Source organism: Alcaligenes sp. GCM10023179, from assembly GCF_042653705.1.
Lineage (GTDB): Bacteria > Pseudomonadota > Gammaproteobacteria > Burkholderiales > Burkholderiaceae_B > Alcaligenes > Alcaligenes phenolicus.
In genome coordinates, this window is the sequence record NZ_JBHSIQ010000006.1 from 277377 (window position 1) to 290623 (window position 13247).

At 55.8% G+C, this 13247-nt stretch carries 15 protein-coding genes; 13 read left to right on the forward strand and 2 right to left on the reverse strand.

The genetic code is table 11. The features are described 5' to 3' along the window. The first annotated feature begins 140 nt into the window (after positions 1 to 140). Genes ACFPDR_RS18285 through ACFPDR_RS18305 form a run of 5 tightly spaced genes read left to right on the forward strand, consistent with a single transcriptional unit; the run spans position 141 to position 4453 of the window. Positions 141 to 815, forward strand: a complete 675-nt coding sequence (locus ACFPDR_RS18285; RefSeq protein ID WP_060186544.1) for a DUF4286 family protein — start codon at positions 141 to 143, stop codon at positions 813 to 815. A 37-nt stretch (positions 816 to 852) separates the two neighbouring features. Beyond that, positions 853 to 1821 carry a TRAP transporter substrate-binding protein gene (locus ACFPDR_RS18290; protein WP_009460211.1) on the forward strand — a complete coding sequence of 323 codons (969 nt, stop codon included), beginning with the start codon at positions 853 to 855 and terminating at the stop codon, positions 1819 to 1821. A 15-nt stretch (positions 1822 to 1836) separates the two neighbouring features. Then, positions 1837 to 2328 (forward strand): TRAP transporter small permease, encoded by a 492-nt coding sequence (locus ACFPDR_RS18295; RefSeq protein ID WP_035268627.1) that lies wholly within the window; start codon positions 1837 to 1839, stop codon positions 2326 to 2328. Beyond that, positions 2321 to 3616 (forward strand): TRAP transporter large permease, encoded by a 1296-nt coding sequence (locus ACFPDR_RS18300; protein ID WP_035268625.1) that lies wholly within the window; start codon positions 2321 to 2323, stop codon positions 3614 to 3616. The genes ACFPDR_RS18295 and ACFPDR_RS18300 overlap by 8 nt, the downstream gene beginning before the upstream one ends. An 18-nt stretch (positions 3617 to 3634) precedes the next feature. Next, positions 3635 to 4453 (forward strand): PQQ-binding-like beta-propeller repeat protein, encoded by an 819-nt coding sequence (locus ACFPDR_RS18305; protein WP_239054979.1) that lies wholly within the window; start codon positions 3635 to 3637, stop codon positions 4451 to 4453. Positions 4454 to 4495: 42 nt separating this feature from the next. Here ACFPDR_RS18305 and ACFPDR_RS18310 read toward each other — a convergent pair whose 3' ends face one another. Beyond that, positions 4496 to 6130 (reverse strand): DNA cytosine methyltransferase, encoded by a 1635-nt coding sequence (locus tag ACFPDR_RS18310; RefSeq protein ID WP_239054980.1) that lies wholly within the window; start codon positions 6128 to 6130, stop codon positions 4496 to 4498. A gap of 56 nt (positions 6131 to 6186) precedes the next feature. On the opposite strand from ACFPDR_RS18310, the gene ACFPDR_RS18315 reads away from it, so the two are divergent. The 6 genes from ACFPDR_RS18315 to ACFPDR_RS18340 all read left to right on the forward strand — a co-directional run bounded on the left by ACFPDR_RS18315 (position 6187) and on the right by ACFPDR_RS18340 (position 10532). Then, a complete protein-coding gene (locus ACFPDR_RS18315) occupies positions 6187 to 6612 on the forward strand; it encodes a very short patch repair endonuclease (protein ID WP_239054981.1) in 426 nt (141 codons plus the stop codon). Between the two features lie 97 nt (positions 6613 to 6709). Next, a complete protein-coding gene (locus ACFPDR_RS18320; RefSeq protein ID WP_009460199.1) occupies positions 6710 to 7846 on the forward strand; it encodes an ABC transporter permease in 1137 nt (378 codons plus the stop codon). Further along, entirely contained in the window at positions 7840 to 8637 is a 798-nt protein-coding gene (locus tag ACFPDR_RS18325; protein WP_009460197.1) for an ABC transporter ATP-binding protein, read from the forward strand. The genes ACFPDR_RS18320 and ACFPDR_RS18325 overlap by 7 nt, the downstream gene beginning before the upstream one ends. Then, complete coding sequence (locus tag ACFPDR_RS18330) at positions 8637 to 9554, forward strand: MlaD family protein (protein ID WP_035268619.1); 918 nt, start codon at positions 8637 to 8639, stop codon at positions 9552 to 9554. Before ACFPDR_RS18325 ends, ACFPDR_RS18330 begins: the two co-directional genes overlap by 1 nt. Further along, entirely contained in the window at positions 9551 to 10186 is a 636-nt protein-coding gene (locus tag ACFPDR_RS18335) for an ABC-type transport auxiliary lipoprotein family protein (protein WP_035268616.1), read from the forward strand. Before ACFPDR_RS18330 ends, ACFPDR_RS18335 begins: the two co-directional genes overlap by 4 nt. Before the next feature lie 4 nt (positions 10187 to 10190). Then, positions 10191 to 10532 (forward strand): hypothetical protein, encoded by a 342-nt coding sequence (locus ACFPDR_RS18340; RefSeq protein ID WP_009460191.1) that lies wholly within the window; start codon positions 10191 to 10193, stop codon positions 10530 to 10532. Positions 10533 to 10728: 196 nt separating this feature from the next. Here ACFPDR_RS18340 and ACFPDR_RS18345 read toward each other — a convergent pair whose 3' ends face one another. After that, on the reverse strand, positions 10729 to 11409 hold the full coding sequence (locus tag ACFPDR_RS18345; protein WP_376911734.1) for an HAD family hydrolase: 681 nt from the start codon (positions 11407 to 11409) through the stop codon (positions 10729 to 10731). 206 nt (positions 11410 to 11615) lie between these two features. Here ACFPDR_RS18345 and dctP point away from each other — a divergent pair, with 206 nt between their 5' ends. Both dctP and ACFPDR_RS18355 read left to right on the forward strand, forming a co-directional pair. Then, the gene (gene dctP, locus ACFPDR_RS18350; protein ID WP_035268610.1) at positions 11616 to 12590 is read left to right on the forward strand and encodes a TRAP transporter substrate-binding protein DctP; all 975 of its coding nucleotides are present in this window, start codon (positions 11616 to 11618) and stop codon (positions 12588 to 12590) included. Between the two features lie 132 nt (positions 12591 to 12722). Then, a complete protein-coding gene (locus tag ACFPDR_RS18355) occupies positions 12723 to 13247 on the forward strand; it encodes a TRAP transporter small permease (protein ID WP_035268608.1) in 525 nt (174 codons plus the stop codon).

Consider the following 13247-nt stretch of genomic DNA (forward strand, 5'->3'; position numbering starts at 1 on the left):
ATCTATATACCGCGCCATTCGCTTGATCTGATCGCTTTTTCTTATTGCCCCAGGCTGAAATAAACCGTTTGGAATCTGCTTGGCAGCCGTTGGACACTCCCACAAAGAGTGTGCAATGACCTTGATTCGGGAGGGCTGTCGTGTCTGCTACTTTTCGCACTGATCGTGATGCGCCGGGGGAACTGTTCATCTGGACAGACATCGCCCCAGAGCATGAGCAGGATTTCAATCAATGGTATGAGCGCGAGCACATGGCTGAACGCGCAGCCATACCGGGTTTTCAATGGTCGCGCCGTTATGTGCGCCAAGGCGCCGGGCGCAAGTATCTGGCCTTGTATCGCACCGAGTCCCTGCGGGTTTTTGGGACGGCAGAATACAAGAAGGCCTTTGAGCAGCAAACGGATTGGTCCAATACCAACTTTGCCCGCATGAGCAATACCCAGCGGCGCGTGATGGCGGTGTCCTTGCTGGGAGGGGTTGGTACCGGGGCCGTGGTCTTGCTGGTGCGTTTGCCGGAGGCAGCACAACTGGATGTGCTGGCAGCTCAGAGTTCAGCCTATCTGGAGCAAACCGATGGCCTGCTGGCCTTGCGTGTGCTGACGCCAGACCCAGAGCTTTCGACCCCTTTGCCGTCCGAGGATACGCAGCAGCGCAGCCTGGACCCCTACCTGGTGGCGGATCTGACCACCTTGAATGCTGCTCGTACCCTGGCTGCCCGTTTGCAGCAGGATCTGGGGGTGGCGACCAACGATGTATCCGAGTTTTCTTTGTTGTGGGATCTGCAGTCACGGGATCTGAATGCAAGCCGCTCATAAGGCGGCCATCACCTCAATTCTTGGGAGAAGCGACATCATGATCAAAAAACTACTTTCCATGGCTTGCGTTCTGGCGCTGGCTGGCACCGCGCAGGCGGCGACCAACTGGAACATGAGTACCGAGCAGCCTGATAACAACTTCCTGACGCAAAACGCGCGTGAGTTTGCGGCAGACATCAAGGCGGCCACCAACGGGGAACTGAATATCAACGTGCAATCGAACTCGGTGCTGCTCAAGCGCCCCGAGGTCAAGCGCGGTGTACAGCAAGGTGTGGTCCAGGCTGGTGAAATGCTGGTGGCGGCCATTGGCAACGAAGATCCTTTGTTCGAGGTCGATAGTGTGCCGTTCCTGGCCTCGTCCTTTGATCAGTCGGAAAAACTGTGGAAAGCCACTCGCCCCTTCCTGGCCGAGCGTCTGGACAAGCAGGGCATCGTCCTGGTCTATGGTTCGCCCTGGCCACCGCAGGGCATTTACACCAAAAAGCCGGTGGAACAGCTGTCTGATCTGGCCGGTGTCCGTTTCCGTGCCTACAGCCCCGCTACCAGCCGCCTGGTTTCCTTGATGGGAGCAGTGCCCACCACGGTGCAAACACCCGAAGTGCCTCAGGCGTTTTCTACCGGCATTATTGATGCCATGCTGACTTCGCCCGCAACCGGGGTGGATTCGCAGGCTTGGGACTACGTGAAGTATTACTACGACGCCCAGGTCTTCATTCCACAAAGCTTTGTGATCATCAATAAGCGCGCCTTCCAGCGCCTGCCTGAAACTGTGCAAAAAGCCGTGCTGGATGCGGGTGCACGTGCCGAGGAACGGGGTTGGGCCATGTCGCGCGAGCAAACGTCCAAGTTGACGCAAACCATGGCGGATAAAGGCATGGTAGTGGGTAATCTCAGCGAAAAACTGTCCAGCGAAATGCACGCGATTGGCCAAACCATGACCGAAGAGTGGCTGAAGAAAGCCGGTGCCGATGGTCAGAAGTTGCTTGACGCTTACCGTCAACCATAAGCAAGGGGTGCGTCCATGATCGTTCTGGAGCGTATGGCCAGAGTCTGCGGCGCACTGGCCGCATTCTTCCTGTGTTTGATCGGGGTTGTGGTGACTGCGCAGATTGTGGCGCGCCTGTTTTCCATGCAAATACCCGCCTCGGATGACTTTGCGGGTTGGTTTATGGCGGCGTCTATTTTCTTGGCACTGCCTTATGCCATGTTGCGCGGGGATCATATCCGCGTCACGCTTTTGCTGCAGGTGATTCCCGAGCGTTTGCATCGCCCGTACGAGCTGCTGGCCACCACGATTGGTCTGGTGCTGGCCGCCTGGTGCACTTGGGAGACGGCTCATTTTGTTTATGAGTCCTTTATCTACAAGGAAGTGGCCCAGGGCATGGTGGCGGTACCGCTGTGGATTCCGCAACTGGGTATGCCGATTGGTCTGGGATTGTTGACCTTGATGCTGTTGCGGCGCTTGCTGCACGCGGCGCAAGGTCAAACACTGGAGGCAACTGAACATGGCTGATTTATCTCAGGCAATAGTGCTGTTTGTGGTTCTGCTTGCCTTGCTGGCCAGTGGCGTGTGGGTGGCGCTGGTTCTGATCGCTTGCGGTATCTTGTCCATCATTTTGTATGCCGATGCACCGGCGGGCATTATCTTTGCCACCAAGGCCTGGGACTCTTCGGCCAGTTGGGCCTTGACGGCCTTGCCCCTGTTTATCTGGATGGGGGAAATTCTGTATCGAACGCGGTTGGCTGAAGACATGTTCAGCGGCCTGGGGCCGTGGGTACAGCGTTTGCCTGGGCGACTGGTGCACGTGAACACGTTTGGTTGCGGTATCTTTGCCGCGGTCAGTGGTTCCTCGGCGGCAACGGCGGCGACCATCGGGCGCATCTCCTTGCCCGAGCTGAAAGCGCGTGGCTATGACGACAGCATCAGCATTGGCTCCCTGGCCGGAGCAGGGACCTTGGGCCTGCTGATTCCACCGTCCATTGTGATGATTGTGTATGCCGTTGCTGCTCAGGTTTCCATCATTCGCCTGTTTGTGGCGGGGGTGCTGCCCGGCATCATGCTGATGTGCCTGTTCTCGCTGTACATCGCGATCTGGTCCTTGCGTCACCCGGACCGTGTGCCTGCTGATGTCGAAACCTTGACCTGGGGCGAGAAAATTCGCCGTCTGCGCTTGCTCTTGCCCGTGGTGCTGCTGATTATGGCGGTGATCGGCTCTATCTACGGCGGTATCGCCACCGCCACCGAAGCCGCGGTGCTGGGTGTGATCGGCTCTTTGGTCATCGCTGCGTTTGGACGATCGCTTAACTGGAAGAATTTTGTGGAGAGTTTGCTGGGGGCGGCACGGACCTCCTGCATGATTTCTTTCATCCTGATCGGCGCCGCTTACCTGACCAGTGCCATGAGCTTTACCGGACTGCCTGCGAATCTGGCCGCCTGGATCGGCTCCCTGGGTCTGAGCCAGTACGCGCTGATTGCAGTGCTGACGGTGTTCTTCATCATTCTGGGGGCATTCCTGGATGGCATCTCGATTGTGGTCTTGACCACATCGGTCTTGCTGCCTGCCGTGATCGCTGCGGGTATTGATCCAATCTGGTTTGGTATTTACCTGATCTTGACAGTGGAGATGGCGCAGATCACCCCGCCTATCGGCTTTAACTTGTTCGTGATTCAGGGCATTACCGGGCGCAACTTGTTCGAGCTGGTGCGCATGGCCTTCCCCTTCTTCCTGGTGCTGGTTCTGGCCACGGTGATTGTGACGATATTCCCGCAAATCGTCATGGTCTTGCCCAACGCCATGTAAGGGGGATGGGAGATGGCAATGGCTTACGTAACTCTGGGTTCTCAGCGCTACAAGGTAGAGCGCGCCTGGACTCAGGCGGACATCAGCAGCATCACCAGTGTGGCGGTGCTGGTTGATGGACGCATCGCGGCCTTGCTGCGTCGCCCGGCCTGCGTGCTGGTGCTTGGTCCGGATGGGCAGGTGTCGGCGCGCTGGTCCCTGGAGGAAATTCTGTGTCCGCACCATATCAGCGCCCGGCCGCAAGGTGGGGTGCTGGTCACGGATCTGGACGGGCATCAGGTTCTGGCGCTGGACGCCCAAGGCAATGAGCAATGGCGTTTGGGCAAACCCGAGCAGCCTCGCTGGCAAGAGCCTTTCAACCATCCCACGCATGCGGTCGAGTGCGCCGACGGGGGCTTATGGGTCACTGATGGCTACGGCAATACGGTGGTCCATCGCTTTGACCCGCAACGCCAATGGCTGGCGGCATTAGGCGCGCCGGGCTCTGGTCCCTTGCAGTTCAGCACCCCCCATATGCTGGCCTGTGCCGCCGACGGCTCGGTCTGGGTGGCTGACCGGGAGAACAACCGTGTCCAGCATCTGGATGGGCAAGGCCGTTATCTGGGTGAGCTGCGCCCCATGCACAAGCCCATGGCGGTAGCTGTGCAAACAGACGGTGCGGTGCTAGTTAGTGACCAAACGGCCAGTCTGTCCTTGTTCGACCCGGATTCGGGCACCTTGGTGGGACGTTGCCGGGTACAAGGCGTGTACGGGCACGGCCTGTCCGCCGGTTTGGATGGGCGTATTTATATAGCGGAAATGTTGCCGGATTGTTTGACCTGCTTACAGCCTGCTTAATTGTCCACAAAGCAGAAGCAGTAGTCGGCGCTATGGAGGCTCTCAGGGTAATTTCCCTTGTTCGTAAGGACGTAGTGTAGAACGCGGCTCTGCTTGTCCGATCTGTTGAAAGAAGGATTGCACTATTTTCGCGATCTTGTTGGCCAGGAGAGGTGGGACTGCATTGCCTACCTGATGATATTGCTGAGTCCTGTTGCCTTGGAAGAAGTAGTTATCCGGGAATGTTTGCAGACGGGCTGCTTCCCTGACTGTTAGGCTGCGGCATTGGCTGGGATCGAAATGAATAAAGTAATGCCCGTCTTTAGATATATGGCTGGTTACGGTGGTAGCAGGCAAGTTTCCAAGTTGCACACGGAAGCGATCAGCGAATTTTCCGCTTTCCCAGTTGTCATGATTAGGACGTAAACCGTCGAGTGTGAAGTCCTGATGTCCTTTTGGCGACCGCCCGACTCCCTCAGCAAAAGCAGCAGCGTATACGTATCTGCGCAGATCACTCGTCATATGGCTACGCGCCTCGTGATTGAGCCATACAGTGAGATGCTCGTCCTCATACCAGCGATCGAGTTCTGATCGATCGGTACATGCTGATGAACGTTTGGGCACTCTCAGACCTCCTCGGGGAAGGACCTTGAGGGTCTGGGATGTGCGTTTGAGTGCTTCCCTGATCCGGGTCATTTTTGGTCCTTCAATCAAGGACGCTGCATGTTCCAGCTCAACGAGGTGTTGGACGACAGTTTTTTTCCATTGTTCCGCATTATCTGTTTGCCTGCTTAAAGCGCTACGCAAGGGCGGCAAGTTGCCAATCGCATCCGAAACCGAAACGGGAGGTTCGACTACCAAGCAGTCCGGCTGTATACCGAGTTTCAGAATATCTTCACGAATCCCCATGAGAATGACGCGATGTCGAGCCTGTGGAATTCCATGCTCTTCTGCCTTGACCACAAAGTCATGAGCGTTGATGGATGCAGGGTCGTCACCTCGACCGAAGGTTGTCTGACAGGACAGGGAGTAAATTCGATAGCCTTGGCCGGAGCATGGGGATTTCAATGCCGAGTCCGGATCCGTCAAGTCTTGCAGGATGGAGTGAAAGATCCGCTGCCCACCAACAGAGGAAGAAAGTATGCCCTTGACATTTTCCATGATGAAGACGGCAGGGCGATGTTTTTGCAGGATCCGCAGGTATTCCTTATAGAGAAAATGACGATGGTCCTCCTCTGGTATGTAGTCTACCTCTCCCCGATTTCGAGCTCTTCCGACAAGCGAGTATGCTTGACAGGGAGGGCCTCCTATCAGGACCCATGGTGTGCGCGAATCAATGCCCGCCTTGCTGATTTGCTCATCTAGCTTTTGATTATCGGCAGGATTGCCAAGCGTCAGCCGCTGTGCTTCTGTTCCCGCTTCATCCCATATGTCCCGATTGCTAGCATCATAGGGAAGTGGCGTCAGCCCATGACAATATTGATAGTATGACTGCAGAAACTGGTCAGATTGCCGTCGCTTTAATAGACGGAAGAATGCCCTCAGTCTTAGTGTCGAGTGTGCTGCTTCATCCATTTCAGCGGACACCGCAATTCGGAATGGCTCGTCGGGCAGCGATGAAAAGCCTTCGCCCAAGCCGCCCGGGCCAGCAAAAAGGTCAACGATTGGAATTGGTTTTGTAAGTTTTTCGAAGTTCACTACAGTCTGCTTTGCTAAATGGATACCACAAGAATTTATCCAGGATACCAGGAACCATGGATGTAGTCGATGTTGCTACCCGTTCAAGAATGATGGCGGGGATACGCTCAAAAAACACACGGCCGGAAGTTCGCCTGCGGCGATTTCTGCACGGAAGAGGTTTTCGATACCGTTTACATGCCAGGAATCTGCCTGGAAGTCCTGATATTGTGCTCTCCAAATACCGGGTTGTGATTTTTGTACATGGATGTTTTTGGCACCAGCATTCAGGGTGCAAGTACGCAACAATGCCACACACTAATAAGGAAAAGTGGCAAAAAAAATTTGCGGACAATGCTGTGCGTGACCAGAGAAATATGGATGACCTGATCGCGGCGGGCTGGCGCCCGATTGTAGTTTGGGAATGCGCGGTGCGAAACAAAGTCCCGGATCAGGATCTAGAGTGGATTATTGCCGAAATTCTGGCTGGACCGTGGAACTGAGCAGCTCCGTGCATGGTATCGATATTGGAAAGCTTTCATGCAAAGCATGAAAAAGTAGCCGGCGCTATGGAAGCTCTCAGAGCAAATCCATTAGACTATGCGCATGAATACGTCCGTGCCTCTGTATGTTCGTACAGATTCCTCCGGCCAGCTGCAATTGCTAGGCGATTGGTCCTTGCGTCACTACGAAGCGCTACAAAGCAGTTTGCGCTCGCTCAGTGACAAGCAGGGCCGTTGGTCTTTGGATTTCAGCGAACTGAAGTCCCTGGACACCACGGGAGCTCAAGTTCTGTGCGAATGGCTGGGTGCCGAGCGTGTGCAGGCGGCGCTGGACAGTGCGCAAGGCTTGTCCAAAGAGCGCCATCAATTATTGCAAACCGTTGCCAAGGCGATGAGCCGCATGGACCATGAGCAGTTGGTTCCGGCGCGTTGGGGCATTACAGATTTGTTCGAACGCGTGGGCCTGTCCATGGTCCACATTTCGCGCAATGTGCGTGAGCTGTTGGGTTTTATCGGCCTGACGCTGGAAACCCTGATTCTGAACATGCTGCGGCCCAGCCAGTGGCGCGTTACGTCGATTGTGGCGCAGCTGGAAGAGACGGCCTTTAACGCCGTCCCTATTGTGGCCTTGCTGACTTTTCTGGTGGGCGCGGTGATTGCGTTTCTGGGGGCGACGGTGTTGGCGGACTTTGGTGCCACCATTTACACCGTAAACCTGGTCGGCTTTTCCTTTTTGCGTGAATTTGCAGTGCTCTTGACCGCCATCCTGATGGCAGGCCGCACCGCCAGTGCCTTTACCGCGCAGATCGGCTCCATGAAAGCGAACGAGGAAATCGACGCTTTGCGCGCCCAGGGCTTGAATCCCATGCTGATTCTGGTCATTCCGCGTGTACTGGCCATGTTGCTGGCCATGCCTATTTTGACTTTCGTGGGGATGGTGGCCGGGATCTTTGGCGGTGGGTTGGTCTGCGCCCTGATTCTAGATATTTCACCCACCATGTTCATCAATATCTTCAATCAGGATATTGATTTGCGGCACTTTGTGCTGGGTATGGCCAAGGCCCCGATCTTTGCCTTTTTGATTGCCGTCATCGGTTGTCAGGAAGGCTTCAAGGTGACCGGTAGCGCACAGTCCGTGGGTGAACACACGACCTCGGCGGTGGTGCAGTCCATCTTTATCGTGATCCTGATTGATGCGCTGGCAGCGCTGTTCTTCATGGAGATGGGATGGTAGAGGCCACCGCTCGTCCCATTATTCAAGTACGTGACCTGGACAATCGCTTTGGCGATCACGTTGTGCACGAGCATCTGGATATGGATGTGTATCCTGGTGAAATCGTGGGTGTGGTGGGCGGCTCCGGCACGGGCAAGTCCGTGCTGCTGCGCTCCATTCTGGGATTGCGCCCACCTACTGGCGGTACAGTACGCATTTTTGATCAGGAAATAGGCACGTTGTCGCCCGAAGCCCGTTCGCGGCTGGAGCGTCGTTTAGGCGTGCTGTTCCAGCAAGGGGCTTTATTCTCCTCGCTGACGGTGGTGGAAAACATTGCCATGCCCCTGATCGAGCATATTGGCTTGTCCCGGTCTTCTGCAGAACATATCGCCGCCATGAAAATGTCTCTGGCGGGTTTGCCGGCCAACGCGGCCACCAAATACCCGGCAGAGCTGTCCGGTGGCATGATCAAGCGTGCCGCTCTGGCACGTGCTCTGGCACTGGACCCGGAAATTCTGTTTCTGGACGAACCCACTGCCGGGCTGGACCCGGTCGGTGCGGGGGATTTTGACCAGCTTATTTTGACCTTGCGCGATGCGCTGGGATTGACCGTGTTTCTGGTTACACACGATCTGGATACGCTCTACACCATTTGTGATCGAGTGGCCGTGCTGGCGCAAAAGCGTGTGCTGGTTAACGACACATTGGCGCGCGTAGAGCAAGTTGATAACGACTGGATCCGGGAGTATTTCCACGGTCCACGGGGACGGGCCGCCGAACAGGCCCAAAACCGTCGTCAGGAGCATAGTTAATGGAACCGCGTGCCCATCATGTATTGATCGGGGTCTTTACCTTGGTAGTGGCTGTGGCTGCTGTCCTGTTCTCGCTTTGGCTGGCCAAGGCGGGGCAAGATGCCGAGACCCGCGATTACGATATTGTCTTTCTGGAAGGTGTGCGTGGTCTGTCTCGTGGCAGCGCCGTGCAGTACAACGGCTTGCGGGTTGGTGAGGTGCGCTCGCTGCGCCTGGACCCGAACGACTTGCAGCGTGTGCGTGCGCAAGTGTCAATTCAGGCCGCCATCCCTATTCACGAAGATACCCAGGCTCGCCTGGCACTGGCTGGCATTACCGGCCAATCCGTGATCGAACTTAGCGGGGGGACACCGAACAGCCCCTTGCTGGAAGCCACCGGCGATAACCTGCCCATGATTGTGGCTTCGCCTTCCCCTCTGGCTCAGTTGATGGCCGGTGGTGAAGAGTTGATGACGCAAATTTCCAAGCTGCTGGAGAACGCCAATACCTTCTTGTCGTCCGAGAACTCCAAGTCCCTGTCCGCCAGTTTGCAAAAGCTGGAAGCCTTGATGGGCCAGCTCTCGACCGCTAGCGAAGGCGTGCCATCCTTGGTCAAGGAGTTGTCCCAGGCCAGCCAGCAAGCCACCACCTTGCTGTCGTCTACACAAGGTCTGGTAGACCGTCAGGGTACGCAAGCCATGAATGCCATCCAGAAATCCATGGAGGATTTCAGCCGTGCCACACAAAGCTTGAACAAGCTGTTGGAGCAGAATTCGGCCGCTATTGGCCGGGGTGCTCAGGGTCTGACCGAGATCGAACCCGCCTTGCGTGAATTGCGTCAGGTGCTGGCCGGTTTCCGTGCCGTCACCTCCCGTCTGGAAGATAATCCAGCCGGCTACCTTTTGGGTCGCGACAAATTACAGGAGTTCACACCATGATGCCCACTGTTGTGCGTCGTTTCTTGCAGGTATCGCTAGTCGGTCTGGCCGTCTTGTCCACCGCCTGCTCGGTCCTGCCTCAGGCCGAATCCCTGACGTATTATCAGCTTCCCGCTACCAGTTTGAAGGCCCAGCAAGCGCCCGCTTCGCATAAGAGCCTGATTATTCAGGTGAACCGGCCCCACGCCGAGCGCCTGCTGGCCAGCTCGCGCATTACGGTTCTGCCTCAAGGTAACGAGCTAAGTGCCTACAAAGGCGTACGCTGGGGTGACGATGTGCCCGCCTTGTTGCGTAATCGACTGGCCGATGCCTTGCGTGACTCGGCTCAGTTCCGGGCGGTTGTGCTGGATACCGAATCTGTCATTGCTGATGTGGAAGTGGGCGGGACGCTGGGAGCATTCCAGGTCGAGTATATTCAGGGCGCCCCACGGGTACGGATTCAGTTTGATGCGCTAGTGCGCGATCAGCGCTCGGGCCAGTTGATTCAGACCCGTCGCTTTGTCGCTCAACAGGATGTTGTCGGCACGGCCGTGCCACAGGTGGTTGAAGCATTTGGGCAGGCCACAGATGCCTTGTCCTTGCAGGTCAGCCAATGGTTAGCTTCTTTAACGGTCCAGGCTAATACTCTTTAATGACATGTATGAGTCACGTGATGAGCCCCTGATTACGGGGTGGCAATTTGCCAAGCGCCTGTTGGCGCATGCCCTTATCGGTATTGTTTTTGTGGCCTTTTCTCTGATGCTGGGTGCATTGGGCCATATGTGGTTTGAAGAGAATGTGCACTGGCACGATGCGGCCTTGAATGCCGCCATGATGGTCGGTGGGCTGGGGCCGATGGCCTTGCCTGAAACGTGGGCTGGCAAGGTATTCTTTGCCATTTATGGCGCGTATATCAGTCTGGTACTGGCCGCGACTTTCGGTCTGATTATTGCCCCTGTGCTGCATAGAATTTTGCACACCTTCCATCTGGAAGACTAAGCAACAGAAAAAAGGCCCCACACTACGCTTTTCGGTTTGCTGCCGCCCGAGGGGGCTTTTTATTGGCGGCACCGAGTCTTAAGACGGTCTGGCGGCAAAAAAGGCGCTGTGTTTTGAGCAGTTCCAAAAGGTGGGATCTCCCTCTTTTGAAGAAACTGCCTAAAACACAGCGCCTTTTCTATTGTTTCGCTGTGAATCAGCGTTGTACCCGTTCCTGCTCCAACTTGGCAATCAAAGCGGGTAGCTCGTCCATGCGGCGGAAGGTGTCACGCACACCCAGGCGGCGCAATTCTTCCTCCTTGTCAGGAACCGGGCAGTAGCCCAGCACGGTTGCACCGGCGGCCAAGCCTGCACTTGCGCCAGTCACGCTGTCTTCCACGACCAGGCATTGTTGCGGGTCAACGCCCAGCCCTTGAGCGGCGGCCAGATAGACATCCGGGTAAGGCTTGTTGCGTGGCGTTTCAGCGCCGCTATAGATATGGGTGCCGAAGTAATCCAGCAGGCCGGTCTGGCCTAATTGCAGCACCAATTTGGCGCGGTCTGCGCCAGACGCGCAGGCAATCATGCCGGGCTTGTCGCGCAAGATCGCATCCAGCGTGTCCTGAATACCGGGAATGGCCATGACTTCATTGGTTAGGGCGTGGTTGCGGCGCATGCGAAAGGCCATCACCCATTCCATGTCCAGATCTTTACCTGTCATCTTGCGCACGGTGGGCAGCTCGTCGGGTAGCGCCTTGCCAATGAACCAGTCATAGCACTGCTCATAAGTCATCACCCAGCCTTCCTCTTGCAACATATCCCGCAGTACACGAACCGTGATTGGTTCGCTGTCTACCAGCACACCGTCACAATCAAACAGCACAGCGGAAAATGTCATGGGTAATACCTTTTAAGCCAACAAAACTAGAAGTCTGTGATGATACAGCAGGCCGTCCGCATACAGAATTCAGGTGCAATATCGGCGCCAGACCTTATGGGCCCGTAGCGCGCTTAGTGAAAACCCCGACTTATAAATAATTGATTATTGATATATTTATATCTAAACTAAAATTTCATAACAAACCTTTCTGCGGAAGTTCCGTCATGGTGAATAAAACAACTCGGGTGGTGGCAGCGGCCTTGCTGGCTTTGGGAATGGCTGGCGCGCAGGCAGCGGAAGTAACGCTGAAAGCGGTATCTGTCTTTACGATGGACACCTTCTTTACCAAGCGCTTCAAACAGTTTGTGGACAAGGTCAACGCAGAAGGCAAGGGCCTGGTGCAGATCAACGTGATTGGTGGTCCAGAGGCCATTCCTCCTTTCGAGGTAGGTAACGCGCTACGTTCCGGCGTGATTGATTTTGCCAATACCACAGCCGTATTCCACGCCAATCTGGTGCCTGAAGCATTGGCTTTGACGCTGACAGAAAAACCCATGAGCGAGCTGCGTCAGAACGGCGGCTATGAGTTGATGGACAAGATTCACCGCGAGAAAGCCAACATCACCTGGCTGGCTCGTACGACAGATGGTTTGCAATACCACATCTATACCAACAAGCCTGTGACCTCGGCAGACCTGTCGGGCTTCAAGCTGCGTGGCGTGCCCGTGTACCTGTCCTTCTTCCGTGAAATTGGCGCAACGCCGCTGCAGATTCCACCGGGCGAGGTCTACACCGCGCTGGAACGCGGCGTGGTTGACGGCTATGGCTGGCCTTCCGTGGGTGTGATGGAAATGGGCTGGCATGAAAAGACCAAATACCGTGTCGAGCCAGGCTTCTACAACGTGGAAGTGGGTTTCTTCATGAACCAGAAGAGCTGGGAAAAACTGGACGAAGACCAGAAAGCCTTCATGCGTAAGCAAATCGAGTGGATGGAGTCGCAGAACGTGACTGAACACCAGATGGCAATTGATGAAAAAGCGGCCACCGAACAAGCCGGTGTGCAAGCCTTGGTTCTGGAACCTGAAGTGGCTCGTGCCTTGCGTACCAAGGCTTACGAAGCAGGCTGGGCCGGTATCGATAAATCCAGCCCCAAATACGCCGCGCAACTGCGTGAACTGTTTGGTGGTTATCAGCCTTAAACAAGATTGCTGATTACGTAGTTTTTGACAGTGGACATTGCGCCCTTGGGGACAGTGTCCACTTTTTGATGGTGCCATACGGGCGGCAAGATGCCCGCCCTTTCAGTGACTTTGATCTGCGGAGAAGACGCGATGTCTGCTGCAACTGCCCCGGAAGGCCAGCCTTCCAACACGACCTGGGGGCGTCCTTACGCCCTGTTAATGAACGCTTGCGGAGCCGTTGCGGCGCTGACTTTCGGGCTGATGAGCCTGCTGGTTTGTGCCGACGTGGTGCTGCGCAACCTGGGTTACGACGCGCTGTCCACCAGCGTGGAAGTAACCGAATACATGCTGATCATTGCCACCTTCGTGGCAGCGCCATGGGTGCTGTACCTGGGTGGTCATATCCGTATCGACGTGCTGTTCAACAATCTGCCCACGTCTGTCCAGCGCTTGCTGGACCTAATCTCCAACCTGCTGGGTCTGGTGGTTTGTGGTGTGTTGGCCTGGCAATGTGCCGTCGTCGCTCTGGATGCTCACGAGCAAGGGGCCATGGTATTTAAAGCCCTGGTGTTCCCGGAGTGGTGGCTGAATCTGCCTTTGCTGTTTGGTGCATCCATGCTGGCGCTGGAATTCCTGCGTCGCCTGATTTCCCGTCCTGTTGAGCAAGGAGTCTGA